Origin of the sequence: Rhodococcus sp. EPR-147, from assembly GCF_001647185.1 — a bacterium.
GTDB lineage: Bacteria > Actinomycetota > Actinomycetes > Mycobacteriales > Mycobacteriaceae > Rhodococcoides.
Window position 1 is genome coordinate 1 of record NZ_LVCU01000328.1, and the last position, 18,128, is coordinate 18,128.

Sequence of the window (18,128 nt, forward strand, 5' to 3'; positions counted from 1 at the left end):
GCCCGGTCCCATTCCGAACCCGGAAGCTAAGCCCTCCAGCGCCGATGGTACTGCACTCGACAGGGTGTGGGAGAGTAGGACACCGCCGAACACCCGTTGTAAGAAGGGGACCCACTTGGTGGGTCCCCTTTTTGCGTTTGTACCGAAATCCGAAAGGACGCCCGTGTCGGAAGACAACAACGATCGTCGCCCGTCCCGTGGGGACGGCGGCAACCGCCCGAGCGAGTCCCGAGACCGCAATCCCCGCGCTCAGGACCGCCGCGGAGACCCGCGTCGTTCGGACGGTCCTCCCCGCAGGCGTGGCGGTGAGGGCGGATTCTCCGGAGACCGGCGCGGAAACAGCTCACCGTCCGACCGTCGACCGCCGCGTCCCGATGAGCCGGATCTGCCCGACGAGGTCGAAGCCGGACAGCTCGAACCAGCGGTGCGTCGAGACCTGTTGAGCCTGGACAAGAACAACGCCACCGCCGTCGCACGTCACCTCGTGATGACCAGCAGACTGCTCGACGACGATCCGCAGTTGGCGCTGCTGCATGCGCGCGCTGCTCGTCAGCGCGCCGGCCGCATTGCCGTAGTGCGTGAAACCGCAGGTATCGCGGCGTACCACGCCGGTGAGTGGGCCGAAGCACTGTCCGAGCTTCGCGCTGCCCGACGGATGGCAGGCGGACCGGGCCTCATCGCGGTGATGGCCGACTGCGAGCGCGGACTCGGACGCCCCGAGCGCGCTATCGAACTCGGTCGCAGTGACGAGGCTCGTGAGTTGACCGGCGAGGAAGCGTCGGAGCTTCGGATCGTCGTGGCAGGTGCCCGAATGGATCTGAACCAGTACGACCAGGCCGTCGTCACGCTGCAGACCCCTGACCTCGACGCGTCGCGCTCCGGCACGGCTGCCGCTCGCTTGTTCTACGTCTACGCCGATGCGCTGGTTGCGGCGGGTCGCGTCGACGAAGGTGTGAAGTGGTTCCTCAATGCCGCTGCAGCCGACGTCGATGGTGAGACCGACGCAGAAGAGCGGGTCGAGGAGCTGTCCGGAGGCGGTCAGTGACCGCGCTGCGCGACCTCCATGACGTTCTGCTACTCGACCTCGACGGCACCGTGTACGCAGGCAAGGACCCCGTTCCCGGTGCAGTGGAAGCGCTGTCGGGTGGTGCGGAAAAGCAGTACTTCGTCACCAACAATGCCAGTCGTGCCCCCGAGGACGTTGCCGAACATCTGCGTGGTCTCGGGTTCGACACCACGGCAGAGTTCGTCGTCACCAGTTCCGAGGCCGGTGCCCGTGTGTTGGCTGACAAGTTGGACCCAGGTTCCCGCGTGCTCGTCGTCGGTACCGACGCGTTGGCGAACGAGATCACCAAGGTAGGTCTCGAACCGGTCAGATCTGCCGACGACCATCCGGTCGCGGTGGTGCAGGGGCATTCGGTCGATACAGGCTGGAAGATTCTTGCCGAGGCTGTCCTCGTCATCCGTGCAGGTGCACTGTGGGTGGCAACGAACATCGACGCAACCCTGCCGACCGAGCGGGGACTCGTTCTGGGGAACGGCTCGATGGTCGCAGCGGTGCGCAACGCCAACGAGATCGAGCCGATCGTGGCAGGCAAGCCCGCCGCCCCGATCATGCACGACGCCATCGAGCGCAGCGGAGCACGTTCGGCACTGGTCGTCGGAGACAGGCTCGACACCGACATCGCCGGAGCGAACGAAATCGATCTACCGTCGCTGCTGGTATTGACCGGCGTGAGTACCGCTGCGGAGTTGTTGCATGCTCCTCGGCATTTGCGCCCCACTCACATCGGCCCCGATCTCGGAGTCCTCAACAAGGACGAGATGTCGTCGAGCGTCGGCAGCAAGACCGATTGGACGGTCGGCATCGAGAACGAGGTGCTGTCCGTGCAGTACAGCGGGGACGGTGAGCCGGATGCGTTCGAGGGGGCGCTCGCCACACTGCACGTCGCCTGGTCCGGTTCGACGTTCTCGGATGTTCGCTTCGAGGGAGATCGACTCGGCGATCTGCGTTCGCTACTCGGCTGTTGACGCTGCGTTCGACAGCAGCGTTCGGCGAGCGGCGGCGATCGGGCGTTCGTCGGACCCATCCGATAGCGTGAGAGGCGATGAGCGCGCCTATTCCACTACCAGGACAGCACCGGCCGAGCGGTGTCGTCGACGAGTCGTCGGCAGATCCGGACACTATTCGCACCGAGGTCGGTTCGCTGTTGAATCAGCTCACCATCGAGTCGGCGGACGACGAGGGATCCGAGGCCGTGGACTCCGAGGCCTTGGCGCGCGACGCGAGTCTGCTCGACCGAGCGCACGAAGTACTCGTTCGTGCCCTGAACACCGTCGACAAGACCTGACATGGCTCGTCGCGCACGTGTCGACGCCGAACTGGTTCGTCGTGGACTCGCCCGATCTCGCGAGCACGCTTCGGAGTTGATCGAAGCGGGCCGGGTGAAGATCGCCGGGACGGTGGCCTCGAAGCCCGCTACCGCGGTGGAGCCGGGCACACCGCTGTTGGTGGCCGAAGAAGACAACGAGATCTCGTGGGCCTCCCGCGGGGCGCACAAGTTGCTCGGTGCCCTCGACGCCTTCGAGCCGCTCGGGTTGACCGTCGAGCAGGCTCGTTGTCTGGACGCCGGGGCGTCCACCGGTGGGTTCACCGATGTTCTTCTCAGCCGTGGAGTGCGCGAGGTCGTTGCCGTTGATGTGGGATACGGGCAGCTGGTGTGGCGTCTGCAATCCGACGACCGCGTTCACGTCATCGACCGCACCAACGTCCGGTCGATCGACGCCGACACGATCGGTGGACCTGTCGACGTCATCGTCGCGGATCTGTCGTTCATCTCGTTGAAGCTGGTTCTTCCCGCGTTCGTCGCATGCTCGAAGCCGGGTACCGACATGGTGTTGATGGTCAAACCGCAGTTCGAGGTCGGCAAGGATCGCGTGGGTTCCGGTGGCGTGGTGCGAGATCCAGCTCTGCGAGCCGAGGCAGTGGAGGATGTTGCGAACGCGGCCGTCGGCTTGGATCTGAGTGTTCGCGCGGTGGCGGCGAGCCCGCTGCCGGGGCCGTCGGGCAACGTCGAGTACTTTTTGTGGCTGAGGGCAGGTGCAGACGAGGACTCGCCTCGCGCAGACATCACGGAACTCGTCCGGCTCGCGATCGAGGAAGGACCACAGTGACTCCGTCCCACGCAGCGCCGGAACGGGAGTCGACTCGAGAGATTCTTCTCGTCGCCCATCCTGGTCGACCGGACATCGCCGAAACCGCGCGCCGCGTGGGCAAGGTGTTCGACGAGGCGGGCATCTGCCTTCGCGTGCTCGTGGACGAGGTCGAGCCGTCGAAGATCGAAGCCTCCGATACCGAGGAACACGATCACGTGTTCGTCGCTGACATGAAACTGAACGTCGTCGAGTTCGGACCGGACGCGGCCGCCGGTTGCGAGATGGTCCTGGTTCTCGGCGGTGACGGGACCTTCCTGCGCGCAGCCGAACTCGCGCGAGGAGCGTCCATACCGGTGCTCGGCATCAACCTCGGCCATGTCGGGTTCCTGGCGGAGGCCGAAGCCGACCATCTCGAAGATGCCCTGGCCCGCGTCATCGCCGGGGACTACCGCATCGAGCAACGCATGACACTGGACATTGCGATTCGCGTCGGCGACCAGGTGGTCGATCGTGGCTGGGCATTGAACGAAGCCAGCATCGAGAACGGGTCGAGGCTCGGAGTGCTCGAGGTCGTGCTCGAAGTCGACGGCCGACCGGTATCCGCATTCGGGTGCGACGGCGTCCTCATCTCCACACCGACGGGCTCGACGGCCTACGCGTTCTCGGCCGGTGGGCCTGTGGTCTGGCCGGAACTCGAAGCGATATTGGTCATTCCGAGCAACGCACACGCGTTGTTCGCGCGGCCGCTCGTCACCAGCCCCGAGTCGATCATCGCGGTCGAGATCGATGCCGGCGGACATGCGGGATTCGTATTCTGCGATGGCAGGCGCACATTGAGCCTGCCTGCAGGTGCTCGCGTCGAGGTGGTGCGGGGAGCGTCGCCGATCAAGTGGGTTCGGCTCGATTCGGCACCGTTCGCCGATCGCATGGTCAAGAAATTCGAACTGCCCGTGACCGGGTGGCGGGGGAGAGCGAGGTAGGGATGCTCGAAGAGATTCGGATCGACAGCCTCGGAGTCATATCCGGTGCCAGCGCACAGTTTCACGAGGGGCTGACCGTACTCACCGGCGAAACGGGTGCCGGAAAGACCATGGTGGTCACGAGTCTGCACCTGTTGTCGGGTGCCCGCGCCGACGCGGGCCGGGTTCGGCTCGGCGCACAGCGTGCTGTGGTCGAGGGGCGATTCAGTACCGACACCGCGTCGGAGCAGGTGATCGACGACGTCGACAAGGTGCTCGAGTCCTCGGGAGGTCAACGGGACGAGGACAATTCGATCATCGCCGTGCGTACCGTCAACTCGGACGGTCGTTCTCGTGCGCACCTCGGTGGGCGCAGTGTGCCGGCATCGGTGTTGTCGAACTTCACCGACTCCTTGTTGACGGTGCACGGTCAGAACGATCAGCTGCGTCTGCTGCGTCCCGATCAGCAACTCGGCGCGCTGGACAGATTTGCCGGGGACGCGGTGGCGTCCCTCGTCTCGAAATACCGCACCGCGCGCAAGACTTGGCTCGACGCGCGCAACGAGCTGATCGACCGCACCGAACGCAGTCGGGAGCTGGCGCAGGAAGCCGATCGGCTGCAGTTCGGCCTGCAGGAGATCGACTCCCTGGCGCCCGAGCCGGGTGAGGATCGCTCCGTGGCCGAGGATGTGCGTCGGCTGGGGGATCTCGATTCGCTGCGTGAGACCGCGGAAGGTGCCTCGGCGGCGCTGGTCGGGAGTACCGAGGAGGCGTCGGACACGACGTCCGCGCTGTATCTACTGGGCGAGGCTCGCTCTCGCCTCGAACATGCCGAGGACGCAGCACTGACCGAGCTGCTGCCGCGTCTGAACGACGCGATGGCGATCGTGGGCGACATCGGGGCAGACCTCACTTCGTACCTGACGGATCTGCCGTCCGATCCGGGCGCGCTCGACTCGATCCTGAACCGGCAGGCCGAGCTGAAGTCGTTGACACGCAAGTACGCCGCCGATGTCGACGGCGTCATCGCCTGGGCGGAGGAGGCCCGTGAGCGGCTCTCGCACATCGACACCTCGGCCGATGCGCTCGCCGAGTTGAGCGCCAAGGTCGACGCGGCTGCGGTCGACGTCGCGGCAGCTGCTTCGAAGCTCAGTGCGGCTCGGGCCAAGGCCGCCGTGAAGCTCTCGAAGGCGGTCAGCGTCGAGCTGGCGGGTTTGGCCATGGGAAAAGCCAAGCTGCAGATCGATGTTCGCGCACTTCCCGCCGGTCCGTCCGACACGGCTCCGATCGTCGTGGACGGGGCCGAACTGCATGCGGGCAGCAATGGCGTCGACGAGGTCGAGTTCAGGCTGTCCGCGCACGACGGTGCCCAGGCTCTACCGATCAGCAAGAGTGCGTCGGGCGGTGAGCTCTCGCGGGTGATGTTGGCACTCGAAGTGGTGCTGGCGGGTTCGGACAAGGGCGCGACGATGGTGTTCGACGAGGTCGACGCCGGAGTGGGTGGTCGCGCGGCCGTCGAGGTGGGGCGTCGACTCGGCCGGTTGGCGCGCACACACCAGGTCATCGTGGTCACCCACCTGCCTCAGGTCGCAGCATTCGCCGACACCCACCTGGTGGTCGACAAGACCGATGCGAAGAAGGGTGCGGCGAACAGCGGGGTTCGGACGCTGTCGTCGTCGGAGCGCGTCGTCGAGCTCGCGAGAATGCTCGCGGGTCTGGACGACACGGAAACCGGTCGCGCGCATGCCGAGGAGCTGCTGGCCACCGCAAACGCCGATCGGGCAGCGTTGTAACTTTTGGTGCTGATGTGATCAGTGTGGTAGTTGTTTCGGCGCGCCTCCGTCGTCGGGCGTGTCGATCGGGTCATCATGGTTCTCATGAAGATGCCGGCTCTGCTGTCACGTAGTCAGGATTCGCTGCCCGGAATCACCGGGATCGCGCGAGTCGATCGCAACACGGCCAAGCTGCTGAAACGGGTCGGCCCCGGTGACATCGTCGTGCTCGACGAGCTCGACCTGGACCGCCTGACCGCTGATGCTCTCGTCGAGGCAGGGGTGCTCGCGGTCGTCAACGCGTCGCCCTCGATCTCCGGGCGCTACCCGAACCTGGGGCCCGAGGCCATCGTGGCCAACGGGATCATCTTGATCGACTCGGCCGGCACCGAGGTCTTCAAGAAGATCAAGGACGGAACCAAGGTTCGTCTCAACGACGGCGGTGTCTACACCGGTGATCGGCGCCTCGCGAAGGGCGACGAGCAGAGCGAAGCCGAGATCTCGGACAAGATGATCGAGGCCAAGACGGGTCTGGTCGACCATCTGGAAGCGTTCTCGGGCAACACGATCGAGTTCATCCGAACCGAGAGTCCGCTGCTCATCGACGGCGTCGGTGTGCCGGACATCGACATCGATCTCGAGGGTCGCCATGTCGTGATCGTCGCCGACGGTCCCGGGCACGCCGAGGATCTGAAGAACCTCAAGCCGTTCATCAAGGAGTACTCGCCCGTCATCATCGGTGTCGGCGCGGGTGCCGACACCGCCATGAAGGCAGGTCATCGCCCCGATCTCATCGTCGGCGATCCCGAGGACGTCACTGCGCAGACGCTCAAATGCGGTGCAGAGGTAGTGCTTCCAGCGGATTCCGACGGCCACGCGCAAGGACTCGAGCGCATTCAGGACCTCGGTATCGGTGCCATGACGTTCCCGGCCACCGGTGCCGCTGCCGATCTCGCGCTGTTGTTGGCCGATCATCACGGGGCTTCTCTTATCGTGTCGGTCGGTAGCCCGGCCAGCCTGGACGAGTTCTTCGATCGCGGTCGACGCAACACCAATCCGGCCGCGTTCATGACGCGTCTGAAGGTCGGGGCCAAGCTGGTCGACGCCAAAGCTGTTGCGACGCTGTATCGCAGCCGTGTGTCCGGCGGTGCCATCGCGCTGTTGATTCTGGCTGCGCTCGTTGCCGTGATCGTGGCGCTGGCCGTGTCCAACATCGGCGGTGAAGCGTTGGATTGGGCAATCGATCTGTGGAACCGGTTCGCTCTGTGGTTCCAGGGGTTGCTTTCGTGATTTCGCTTCGCCAACATGCCATTTCGCTGGCCGCGGTCTTCGTGGCACTGGCCATCGGCATCGTGCTCGGTTCGGGTCTGCTCTCGAGCGGGCTGGTATCGGGCCTCCGAGACGACAAGACCGGTCTCGAAACTCAGGTGGACGATCTGCAGGCGACCAACAACCAGCTCGGTGAGCAGCTCAACTCGGCCGACGGATTCGACGCTGCGGTATCGGGCCGGGTGTTGCGAGACACGTTGCTCGATCGCAGCGTCGTGGTCATCACCACTCCGGATGCAGATCCCGGTGACGTGGACGGAGTCACGCGGTCGATCGGGTCTTCGGGTGCCACCGTCACCGGCCGGGTGTCGCTGACCGATTCCTTCGTCTCCGCTGCGAACGGCGACGATCTTCGTACCCGCCTGACCAACGTCATTCCCGCCGGTGTTCAGTTGCGTACCGGAGCAGTGGACCAGGGCAGCTTGGCAGGAGACCTTCTGGGTTCGGTACTGCTGCTCAACGCGGAGACCGCCCAGCCGCAGTCGACTCCCGAGGAGCTCTCACTGGCGCTGGAGACGCTGCGCAGTGGCGGCTTCATCGCATACGACAACGGTGCCGTCGCGCCCGCTCAGTTGGCAGTGGTCGTCACCGGTTCCGGCACCTCGGACGTGGAGGACGGCAATCGCGGTGCCATCGTTGCGCGGTTCGCAGGCGCTCTGGATTCACGTGGTGCAGGCGCGGTACTGGCCGGCCGATCCGGCGCGGCAGAGGGCAACGGTTCCATCGCCGTCGTTCGAGCCGATTCGGCGCTGTCGTCCGCTCTCAGCACAGTCGACAACGTCGACCGTGAAGCGGGACGAATCACCACTGTTCTCGCCTTGGCGGAGCAATTGGACGGGGCGTCGGGCCGCTACGGCACCGGTGCGAACGCGAACGCCGTGACCGTCGGAGCGCCGGCGAGCTGATCGTCGTCGGAACGAGCGTGTCGTTGGCGGTGAGGTAGGTACTGGTGTTACCGTGAAGTCCCGTGGGTAGCAGGCCCAATTTCCACGCTTCACCTCTCTTATCAGCCCCCTGATAGGAGCAAGCCCTGCAGACTCGTCACGGGAGCCTCATTGACACGCCTTCAGTCGCGTTCCGACACCAAGCACATTTTCGTCAGTGGGGGCGTCGCGTCCTCACTCGGAAAAGGCCTGACGGCATCCAGCCTCGGCCAGCTACTGACCGCACGCGGATTGCGCGTGACCATGCAGAAGCTCGATCCCTACCTCAATGTCGATCCCGGCACGATGAACCCGTTCCAGCACGGTGAGGTCTTCGTCACCGAGGACGGCTCCGAGACCGACCTCGACGTCGGACACTACGAGCGATTCCTCGACCGCGATCTGTCCGGGTTCGCCAATGTCACCACCGGCCAGGTCTACTCGACGGTCATCGCCAAGGAACGCCGCGGTGAATACCTGGGCGACACCGTTCAGGTCATCCCGCACATCACCGACGAGATCAAGCGTCGCATTCTCGCGATGAACGGCCCGGACCTGCAGGGTCATCAGCCGGACGTCGTGATCACCGAAATCGGCGGCACCGTCGGCGATATCGAGTCGCAGCCGTTCCTCGAAGCAGCGCGTCAGGTGCGCCACGACGTCGGCCGCAACAACGTGTTCTTCCTGCACGTGTCGTTGGTTCCGTTCCTGGCTCCGTCCGGTGAACTCAAGACCAAGCCCACCCAGCACTCCGTCGCAGCACTGCGCAGCATCGGTATCCAGCCCGACGCGTTGATCCTGCGTTGCGATCGCGATGTGCCGCCGGGGCTCAAGAACAAGATCGCGCTCATGTGCGACGTCGACGTCGACGGCTGCATCTCCACGCCCGACGCGCCGTCGATCTACGACATTCCCAAAGTGCTGCACAAGGAAGGCCTGGACGCGTACGTCGTCCGTCAGCTCGGTCTCCCGTTCCGTGATGTCGACTGGACCATCTGGGGTGGCCTGCTCGAGCGCGTCCACCAGCCGCGCGAAACCGTGCGCGTGGGCCTGGTCGGCAAGTACGTGGACCTGCCCGACGCGTATCTCTCGGTCACCGAGGCGCTGCGTGCCGGAGGATTCGCTCATCGCGCGAAGGTCGAGATCAAGTGGGTTCCATCCGACGAGTGCTCGACGCCTGCGGGGGCGCAGGCCGCGTTGGGCGACGTCGATGCCGTGCTCATTCCCGGTGGTTTCGGTATCCGCGGTATCGAGGGCAAGCTCGGGGCCATCGAGTTCGCACGTACGCGCAAGATTCCGTTGCTGGGGTTGTGCCTCGGCTTGCAGTGTGTGGTCATCGAGGCGGCTCGGTCGGTCGGTCTGACCGATGCCAATTCCGCCGAGTTCGACCCGGAGACCAAGGATCCGGTGATCTCCACGATGGCCGATCAGGAAGACGCCGTCGCCGGTGACGCCGATCTCGGCGGCACGATGCGCCTCGGTGCCTACCCGGCCACCCTGCAGAAGGGCTCGGTCGTCGCGGCGTCGTACGGCACCGAGAACGTCTCGGAGCGCCACCGTCATCGCTACGAGGTCAACAACGACTACCGGGACCGAATTGCCAAGAGCGGCTTGGTGTTCAGCGGTACTTCTCCGGACGGCCACCTTGTCGAGTTCGTCGAACTGCCCGCGTCGGTGCACCCGTTCTTCGTGGCCACTCAGGCGCATCCGGAGCTCAAGAGCCGGCCGACCCGTCCGCACCCGTTGTTCGCATCGTTGATCAATGCGGCATTGAAGTACAAGGCTGCAGAGCGGCTGCCGGTCGACATTCACGGTGACACCGTGGCGGCAGAGGAGTCGGACGCCACTGCCGAGACCGTCGGATGACCGAGCCCCGGCACGAGTTCACCACCCTCGACTCGTCGGTGCCGTACTTCGGTGCCATTCTCGCGCTCCGGCTCGATCAGGTCGCGATGCCGAACGGTCGCAAAGCCGAGCGTGAGGTGATCGAGCATCACGGCGCGGTCGGGATTCTGGCCGTCGACGATCAGGACCGTGTGGCGATGATCGAGCAGTACCGGCATCCCGTCGGTCGTCGACTGTGGGAGTTGCCCGCCGGTCTGCTGGACGAGCCGGGGGAGCAGCCGGTGCTGGCAGCTCAGCGCGAGCTCGCCGAGGAAACCGGGCTAGCTGCCGGCACATGGTCGGTGCTGGTCGACGTGCTGGCCTCGCCCGGGTTCACCGACGAAGCCGTGCGGATCTTCCTGGCACGAGACCTGACGGAAGTGGATCGGCCGGAGGCACACGACGAGGAAGCAGACATCGAACTCTCCTTCGTGCCGATGGACGAGGCCGTCCGTCGCGCACTGGCAGGAGAGATCGTGAACGCGTCCGCCGTGGCGGGCGTGCTCGCATTCGCTGCCGCCCGCGCCGCCGGCACCGAATTACGCCCCGCCGACGCCCCGTGGCCCGATCTGCCGACAGCATTCGAGAAGCGGAAGAGTTCACGAAAGTAGTCACCGTGATCGGCCAGCAGATTCGGACGTACCTCGACCATCTCGTGGTCGAGCGTGGGTCGGCACCGAACACGGTGTCGTCCTACCGTCGCGATCTGGTGCGGTACGAGCGGTTCCTCGGCGGCTACGGCATCGCCGATCTGGCGAAGGTCTCGGAGAACGACATCACCGAGTTCGTGCTCTATCTGCGGCGGGGTGATGACGAATTCCCAGCTCTCGCAGCAAGTTCGGCGGCTCGGACGCTGATTGCTGTGCGCGGTCTGCACCGGTTCGCGCTCGCGGAAGGGATGGTCGAGCGCAACGTCGCGAGCGAGGTCAAGCCGCCCCAGCCGGCGAAGCGGTTGCCGAAGTCGCTGCCCGTCGATCAGGTGGTGGCGCTACTCGAATCGGCCTCGGTTGCCGGTCCCGATGCTCCGCGCGGACTGCGGGATCGAGCGTTGTTGGAGCTGCTGTATTCCACCGGGGCTCGAATTTCCGAAGCAGTGGGGCTCGACGTCGACGACATCGACACCGAAGCTCGCTCGGTGCTACTGCGCGGCAAAGGCGGCAAGCATCGCATCGTCCCGGTCGGTCGACCCGCGATCGAGGCAGTCGACGCCTACCTGGTGCGTGGTCGGCCGGGGCTGGTCTCGCGCTCGAATCCTGCGCTGTTCCTCAACGTCCGAGGCGGCAGGTTGTCTCGGCAGAGTGCGTGGCAGGTGTTGCAGGATTCGGCCGTGCGGGCCGGGATCACCGCGGGGGTCTCACCGCACGTTCTTCGGCATTCTTTCGCTACGCATCTGCTGGACGGTGGTGCCGACGTCCGCGTCGTGCAGGAGCTGTTGGGACATGCGTCGGTGACGACGACGCAGATCTCCACCCTCGTCACCGTGAACACGATGCGCGAAGTGTGGGCCGGCGCGCATCCGCGGGCGAGATAGCACGAGGCCGGCGGCCGTGCGTCAGCGTGTCCGATGACGTTGCCGGCGCACCAAGCGGTAGCGTTCTCAGAACTACTCGAAGACGAACGGGACAGGGGAGCGCTGGAACGTGTCGACACCGCAGCCGCCAGCGGCGGAGTCAGCTTTGGATCATCCACATCTCGACGGTGGCCTGTTCCAGACGCGTCAACCGGAATCCAGTCGGGAGACACGCGACATCATTCCTGCTCCGAACGAGCTCGGGCCCACCGGTCGGATGACTCGGACCGTCCCGGATCCGCAACCGTTGGCCAATCACGGCCCGGCCAAGATCATCGCGATGTGCAACCAGAAGGGTGGCGTCGGCAAAACGACGTCGACCATCAATCTCGGTGCCTCGTTGGCCGGCTACGGCCGTCGCGTACTACTTGTGGACCTCGACCCACAGGGCGCACTGTCCGCGGGACTGGGCGTCGCACATCACGAGCTCGATCTGACGGTCTACAACCTCCTCGTCGAGGCGAAGGTCTCCGCCGACGACATCATCATGCGGACTCGCGTCGAGAATCTCGATCTGATGCCCAGCAACATCGACCTCTCGGCCGCTGAGATTCAGCTGGTCACCGAGGTGGGCCGCGAGCAGACGCTCGGTCGAGTGCTGCATCCCATTCTCGACCGCTACGACTACGTGCTCATCGATTGCCAGCCGTCGCTCGGTCTGTTGACGGTCAATGCGCTCACGTGTGCCGACGAAGTGTTGATCCCGATGGAGTGCGAGTACTTCAGCCTTCGTGGCTTGGCGCTGCTCAACGATACCGTCGAGAAGGTGCGTGATCGTCTCAATCCGCGGCTGAAGTTGGCCGGCATCGTGGTGACGATGTTCGACGCCCGCACACTGCATTCGCGTGAGGTGATGACGCGAGTGGTCGAGGTGTTCGGCGACGTCGTTTACGACACGGTGATCACCAGAACGGTTCGTTTCCCCGAAACCAGTGTCGCCGGTGAGCCGATCACCACGTGGGCTCCGAAATCCGGCGGCGCACAGGCGTACCGCGCCCTGGCGCGCGAGGTGATCTACCGGTCGGGTCCGTGACCGTCGACGCTGCCGACGAGGCCCCGATCGAGGTTCCCGCCGACGCGGATCCGTCGAAATTCAGGGTGCGGTTGCTCAACTTCGAGGGTCCGTTCGATCTGCTGCTGTCGCTGATCAGTCAGCACCGCATGGACGTCACCGAAGTGGCGTTGCACACCGTCACCGACGACTTCATCTCGTTCACCAAGTCACTCGGTGCCGATGTCGGCCTCGACCAGACGACGGAATTCCTCGTCGTAGCCGCGACTCTGCTCGATCTCAAGGCGGCGCGGTTGCTGCCCTCGGGTGATGTGGAGGACGCCGAGGACCTGGCGCTGCTCGAAGTGCGAGATCTCCTCTTCGCTCGACTACTTCAGTACCGCGCCTACAAGCAGGTCGCTCTGTTGTTCGGTGAGCTGGAAGCTGCTGCGCTTCGGCGTTATCCGCGGTCGGTGTCGGTGGAGGACAGGTACGCCGATCTGATTCCGGAGGTGCTGCTGGGCGTCGACCCGGCCACGTTCGCCGACATCGCCGCAGCGGCCTTCAGACCCAAGCCGATTCCCCAGGTGGGACTCGATCACATTCATCAGCACGCGGTCTCGATTCCCGAGCAGGCGGCATGGTTGCTGGAGAATCTGCAAGGCCGAGGTCTGAACGAGTGGGCGTCGTTCTCGGAGTTGGTGCAGGACTGCGAGGTGCAGGTGGAAATAATCGCTCGATTCCTGGCGTTGCTGGAGCTGTTCCGGCAACAGGTGATCGCGTTCGAGCAGCCCGAGCCGCTCGGCGATCTTCGAGTGAGTTGGACCGGTAAGGACGAAGGACCCATCGTGGTCACGGAGGAGGACTACGCATGAGTGCCGACCCCGAACTCGAGCTCGAGGACGTCGACGATTCCGAGGAACTCGACGACACCACTCTCGCGTCGGCGCTCGAAGCTGTGTTGCTGATCGTCGATACACCGGCCTCGGACGAGCAGCTCGCCTCGGCCGTGGGTGCCTCGGTGGCCCGCGTGCGCGCGACCTTGACGGCGATGGCCGCCGAACTGACCGAACGAACCAGCGGAATCGACCTTCGCTACGCCGGCGACGGATGGCGTTTCTACACCCGAACCGCCTATGCGCCGTACGTCGAACGGCTGCTTCTGGACGGCGCTCGGTCCAAGCTCACACGCGCGGCATTGGAAACCCTGGCCGTGATCGCATATCGTCAACCGTTGACCCGCGCACGAGTCAGCGCCGTGCGAGGAGTCAACGTCGATGGAGTAATGCGTACGTTGCTCGCCCGTGGACTGATCTCCGAAGCAGGAACGGACCCGGAGACGAACGGCACGATGTACTGCACCACCGAGCTGTTCCTCGAACGGCTCGGGCTCGCATCGCTCGGTGATCTACCCGAACTGGCACCGCTGTTGCCGGGTGTGGACCTGATCGACGAGATCAGTGACAGCATGGACACCGACCCGAGATTGACCCGCTCCACCAAGAACCGCGGATCGAAACCCGATCCGGCAGCCGAGCTCGACTCGGACGACTGATAGGTAAGACAAGTGAACAAGCCCGCTCGCCGTGATGGCACACCGGACCGTAACAAGAGACAAGACCCACGCAGGAAGCCGACCGCAGGTAGGTCGGACACTCCGCGTGACGCGCGCCGCGGAGATCGCACCCGCGACGCTGCGCCCCGTGACGGCGCTCCTCGTACCGGAGGACCTCGCGCAGGAGCTCCTCGCACTGGAGGACCTCGCGCAGGCGCGCCCCGTACCGGAGCTCCTCGAACAGGAGCTCGACCTGCCCCTCGCCGTGGCATCGAGCAGGACGAAACGACCGATTACACGCCCGTCGAGACCGGCGTCAACGACCGCAGCAACGACGCCGTTCCTCGCAAGAAGCCCTCGCGTCCCAAGCCGCCGAAGCCGCAGAAGAAGCAGGTTCCGTCGACCACGATCAGCAACGCCAAGCCGGCGAAGCATCAGCACACCGATTCCTCACCGCGCAAGCACGTACCCGCCGGTGAAGGTGTTCGGTTGCAGAAGGTGCTCGCACAGGCCGGCGTCGCATCGCGTCGCGCCGCCGAGGAACTGATCGCCGACGGCCGCGTCGAGGTCGACGGACGCATCGTCACCGAACAGGGCATCCGCATCGATCCCAACATCGCCGTGGTCCGTGTCGACGGCACCCGCGTGGTGGTGAAGGAAGAGCTGGTTCATCTCGCGATGAACAAGCCGCGTGGATGGCAGTGCACGATGTCCGACGATCTGGGACGCCCGTGCGTCGGCGACATCGTCTCCGAGCGGGTCCAGGCGGGGCAGCGACTGTTCCACGTCGGCCGCCTCGACGCCGACACCGAAGGGCTGTTGCTCTTCACCAACGACGGTGATCTTGCTCACCGCCTGATGCACCCGTCGTTCGAGGTTTCGAAGACCTATCTCGCGACGTTGTCGGGCACCATTCCCCGCACGCTCGGCAAGCAGCTGCGTGAGGGCGTCACTCTCGACGACGGACCGGTGAAGGTCGACGGCTTCCAACTGCTCGACATCTCGGACGGCAAGTCGCTCGTCAAGGTGACCCTGCACGAAGGCCGCAAGCACATCGTGCGTCGGTTGTTCGACAAGGTCGGATTCCCGGTCGGACGCCTCGTGCGTACCGATGTCGGCAATATCGTGCTCGGCGATCAGCGTCCAGGAACACTGCGTGTTCTCGGTCGCGGCGAGATCGGCAAGCTCTACGAATCCGTAGGCCTGTGATGAGTGCGCTCGTCGTGGCGATGGACGGGCCCTCGGGCACCGGTAAGTCGTCGGTATCGCGCAGACTCGCGTCGAAGCTGGAAGCCAGCTACCTGGACACCGGTGCGATGTACCGCGTCGCGACGGTATGGGTTCTCCGTTCGGGCGTCGAGCCCACCGATGCGGATGCGGTCGCGAAAGCCGTTGCGGCGCTTCCCCTCGAGATCGGCAAAGACCCGCTGTCCGAGACCGTGTTGCTCGACGGTGAGGACGTCAGCGGCGAAATCCGCGGCGACGCAGTCACCAAGGCCGTCTCGGCGGTGTCCGCAGTGCCTGCGGTGCGCGAGTTGTTGGTGCAGATGCAGCGCGACCTCGCGAGCTCGTCGACGCGAATCGTCGTGGAGGGCCGCGACATCGGCACCGTCGTTCTTCCCGACGCCGACGTGAAGGTGTTCCTGACTGCCTCACCGGAGGCGCGGGCAGAGCGTCGCAACAAACAGAACATCGAACAGGGTCGCGACGACGACTACGAATCCGTGCTCGCGGATGTGCAACGCCGCGATCATGCAGATTCGACGAGAGCAGTGTCACCGCTTCGTCCCGCCGAGGATTCGGTGATCGTCGATACCAGCGAGCTGGATCTCGACGGCGTGATCGAGCGTTTGCTGCTCGTGGTGAACGACAGAAGTGGAGCAGTGCAGTGAGTGAAGAATTCTTCTCCGGCGCAGCGGAAACCGCGGGCGACGGAATATGGAGTGACGAGGGCGAGTGGGAGTACGTCGACCTCAACGAGGGCGAAGATGGCGAAGACGCCGTTGCCGTGCCGACTCTCGCCGTGGTGGGGCGTCCGAACGTCGGTAAGTCGACGCTCGTCAACCGCATCATCGGACGACGCGAAGCCGTCGTCGAGGACGTCCCAGGCGTCACCCGCGACCGGGTGTCGTACGAGGCGAACTGGAGCGGTCGACGCTTCCTGGTGCAGGACACCGGCGGTTGGGAGCCCGACGCCAAGGGTCTGCAGGCATCCGTTGCGCGCCAAGCCGAGTTGGCCATGCACACCGCCGACGCGATCCTGTTGGTCGTCGACGCGCGAGTCGGCTCGACGACCACGGACGAGGCTGTCGCACGAGTACTGCGCCGGTCGAAGACTCCGGTTCTGTTGGTGGCAAACAAGGTCGACGACGGCCGCACCGAGTCCGAGGTGGCCGCACTGTGGTCGCTGGGTCTGGGGGAGCCGTTGTCGGTGTCCGCGACCCACGGCCGCGGTACCGGTGATCTGCTGGACCGGGTGCTCGAGGCGTTGCCAGAGACCCCGCGCGAAGGAATCCCCGGTGGGGGACCCAGGCGTGTCGCTCTGGTCGGTAAGCCGAACGTGGGCAAGTCCTCGCTGATCAACAAGCTCTCGGGTGACGAGCGCTCGGTGGTGCACGATGTTGCCGGCACCACCGTCGATCCCGTCGACTCGTTGGTCGAATTGGGCGGCAAGACATGGCGATTCGTCGACACCGCCGGTCTGCGTAAGCGCGTCAGTCATGCCAGTGGTGCCGAGTTCTACGCTTCGCTGCGCACCAAGTCCGCGATCGAGGCCGCGGAGGTCGCGATTCTGCTTCTCGATGCGTCCGAGGTGATCTCGGAGCAGGACATGCGTGTGCTCAGCATGGTCGCCGATGCCGGCCGCGCGTTGGTGCTGGCGTTCAACAAGTGGGATCTGGTGGACGACGATCGTCGTCAGCAGCTCGAGAAGGAGATCGATCGCGATCTCGCTCGGGTGCCGTGGGCACAGCGAGTGAACATCTCGGCGCAGACGGGCCGTGCGGTCCAAAAACTCGTGCCCGCTCTCGAGACGGCTCTGGAGTCGTGGGACAAGCGTGTCCCCACCGGCAGGCTGAACACGTGGCTCAAGGAGGTCGTGGCGGCCACTCCGCCGCCGATGCGAGGCGGACGACTGCCGCGCATCATGTTCGCGACGCAGGCCAGCACACGGCCGCCGACGTTCGTGCTGTTCACCACCGGCTTCCTCGAGGCCGGCTACCGCCGATTCATCGAGCGGCGTCTGCGTGAAGAGTTCAACTTCGACGGCAGCCCCGTCCGCGTTTCGGTACGTATCCGCGAGAAGCGGGAACGGCCGGGCAAGGGCAACAACCGCTGATGTAGCCCGACCCCGCCCCTGAGCAGGCGATTTCCTCTCAGGGGTAGGGCTGGGGTAATCTCAGCAAGCGCCTTTCGAGGCGCGGCGGGCTGTGGCGCAGCTTGGTAGCGCACTTGACTGGGGGTCAAGTGGTCGCAGGTTCAAATCCTGTCAGCCCGACACATTGCAGGTCTAAGACGGTTTCGGAGAAATCCGGGGCCGTCTTTTTCGTCTGTATGCCGCGTGTCTGTCACCACCCGGGCTGTGACGGTGAGCGGTGCCGATGTGGCCAGATGCTCTCGTGCGGCAGCGGATGTGCAGTGGCCGAATGCGAACGTGAAGACGGCCACGACTACGTCGGTGGAAGCTGCAGGTGGTGCGGGCAACCGTTCGGTCAGCTCCGCCTCGTCAGTGGCCCATGACATTGCCGGCAGGCATCTGAACTGTGCAGTCGGTCAGGTCGATCCCCGAGCTGTACAGGTGTCGATATCTTCTCCGTCGGGTGCTGGTTCTAGAGATCACTGCTCTAGGGCATCATGGGCCTATGAGCGATCCCGAATACCTCGCCACTTTGCTTTCTGCGATCGATGGGGAGATCGCGCGAATCTCCGCCGCCGAATCGGGCTCCGACGAACACGCATCGGCTATCGACGATGCCGCCGATGCCGTCGTC

Annotated in this window: 17 protein-coding genes, 1 tRNA gene and 1 rRNA gene; all 19 read left to right on the forward strand. The window is 65.0% G+C overall.

From position 1 onward, the window contains the following. Nucleotides 1–91, forward strand: a 5S ribosomal RNA gene (gene rrf / locus A2J02_RS15185); the annotation flags it as partial. Nucleotides 92–163: 72 nt separating this feature from the next. Further along, complete coding sequence (locus A2J02_RS15190) at nt 164–1,045, forward strand: tetratricopeptide repeat protein (protein WP_082898853.1); 882 nt, start codon at nt 164–166, stop codon at nt 1,043–1,045. Then, a complete protein-coding gene (locus tag A2J02_RS15195; RefSeq protein WP_068050996.1) occupies nt 1,042–2,031 on the forward strand; it encodes an HAD-IIA family hydrolase in 990 nt (329 codons plus the stop codon). The genes A2J02_RS15190 and A2J02_RS15195 overlap by 4 nt, the downstream gene beginning before the upstream one ends. Nucleotides 2,032–2,108: 77 nt before the next feature. Continuing rightward, entirely contained in the window at nt 2,109–2,351 is a 243-nt protein-coding gene (locus tag A2J02_RS15200; RefSeq protein WP_068050998.1) for a hypothetical protein, read from the forward strand. Between the two features lies 1 nt (nt 2,352). Next, nucleotides 2,353–3,174, forward strand: a complete 822-nt coding sequence (locus A2J02_RS15205) for a TlyA family RNA methyltransferase (protein WP_068051000.1) — start codon at nt 2,353–2,355, stop codon at nt 3,172–3,174. Continuing rightward, nucleotides 3,171–4,136, forward strand: coding sequence for an NAD kinase (locus A2J02_RS15210; protein ID WP_068051001.1), 966 nt, complete (start codon nt 3,171–3,173; stop codon nt 4,134–4,136). Before A2J02_RS15205 ends, A2J02_RS15210 begins: the two co-directional genes overlap by 4 nt. Nucleotides 4,137–4,138: 2 nt before the next feature. Then, nucleotides 4,139–5,908, forward strand: a complete 1,770-nt coding sequence (recN, locus tag A2J02_RS15215; protein ID WP_068051017.1) for a DNA repair protein RecN — start codon at nt 4,139–4,141, stop codon at nt 5,906–5,908. Nucleotides 5,909–5,992: 84 nt separating this feature from the next. Beyond that, the gene (gene steA / locus A2J02_RS15220; RefSeq protein WP_068051018.1) at nt 5,993–7,177 is read left to right on the forward strand and encodes a putative cytokinetic ring protein SteA; all 1,185 of its coding nucleotides are present in this window, start codon (nt 5,993–5,995) and stop codon (nt 7,175–7,177) included. After that, entirely contained in the window at nt 7,174–8,121 is a 948-nt protein-coding gene (locus tag A2J02_RS15225; RefSeq protein WP_068051020.1) for a copper transporter, read from the forward strand. Before steA ends, A2J02_RS15225 begins: the two co-directional genes overlap by 4 nt. A 150-nt stretch (nt 8,122–8,271) precedes the next feature. Further along, entirely contained in the window at nt 8,272–10,005 is a 1,734-nt protein-coding gene (locus A2J02_RS15230; RefSeq protein WP_068051003.1) for a CTP synthase, read from the forward strand. Then, on the forward strand, nt 10,002–10,634 hold the full coding sequence (locus A2J02_RS15235) for an NUDIX domain-containing protein (RefSeq protein ID WP_068051005.1): 633 nt from the start codon (nt 10,002–10,004) through the stop codon (nt 10,632–10,634). Before A2J02_RS15230 ends, A2J02_RS15235 begins: the two co-directional genes overlap by 4 nt. Before the next feature lie 5 nt (nt 10,635–10,639). Further along, entirely contained in the window at nt 10,640–11,554 is a 915-nt protein-coding gene (xerD, locus tag A2J02_RS15240) for a site-specific tyrosine recombinase XerD (protein WP_068051007.1), read from the forward strand. Nucleotides 11,555–11,663: 109 nt separating this feature from the next. Then, on the forward strand, nt 11,664–12,626 hold the full coding sequence (locus A2J02_RS15245; RefSeq protein ID WP_068051009.1) for a ParA family protein: 963 nt from the start codon (nt 11,664–11,666) through the stop codon (nt 12,624–12,626). Further along, complete coding sequence (locus A2J02_RS15250) at nt 12,623–13,459, forward strand: segregation and condensation protein A (RefSeq protein WP_037189201.1); 837 nt, start codon at nt 12,623–12,625, stop codon at nt 13,457–13,459. Before A2J02_RS15245 ends, A2J02_RS15250 begins: the two co-directional genes overlap by 4 nt. Further along, complete coding sequence (gene scpB / locus A2J02_RS15255) at nt 13,456–14,139, forward strand: SMC-Scp complex subunit ScpB (protein WP_068051011.1); 684 nt, start codon at nt 13,456–13,458, stop codon at nt 14,137–14,139. The genes A2J02_RS15250 and scpB overlap by 4 nt, the downstream gene beginning before the upstream one ends. 12 nt (nt 14,140–14,151) lie before the next feature. Continuing rightward, entirely contained in the window at nt 14,152–15,348 is a 1,197-nt protein-coding gene (locus A2J02_RS15260; RefSeq protein WP_082898852.1) for a pseudouridine synthase, read from the forward strand. Next, nucleotides 15,348–16,031 carry a (d)CMP kinase gene (gene cmk / locus A2J02_RS15265; RefSeq protein ID WP_068051013.1) on the forward strand — a complete coding sequence of 228 codons (684 nt, stop codon included), beginning with the start codon at nt 15,348–15,350 and terminating at the stop codon, nt 16,029–16,031. Before A2J02_RS15260 ends, cmk begins: the two co-directional genes overlap by 1 nt. Next, nucleotides 16,028–17,476: a ribosome biogenesis GTPase Der gene (der, locus tag A2J02_RS15270; protein WP_037189204.1), complete on the forward strand. Its 1,449-nt coding sequence runs from the start codon at nt 16,028–16,030 to the stop codon at nt 17,474–17,476. The genes cmk and der overlap by 4 nt, the downstream gene beginning before the upstream one ends. Before the next feature lie 85 nt (nt 17,477–17,561). Then, nucleotides 17,562–17,635, forward strand: a tRNA-Pro gene (locus tag A2J02_RS15275). Nucleotides 17,636–18,128 lie beyond the last annotated feature (493 nt).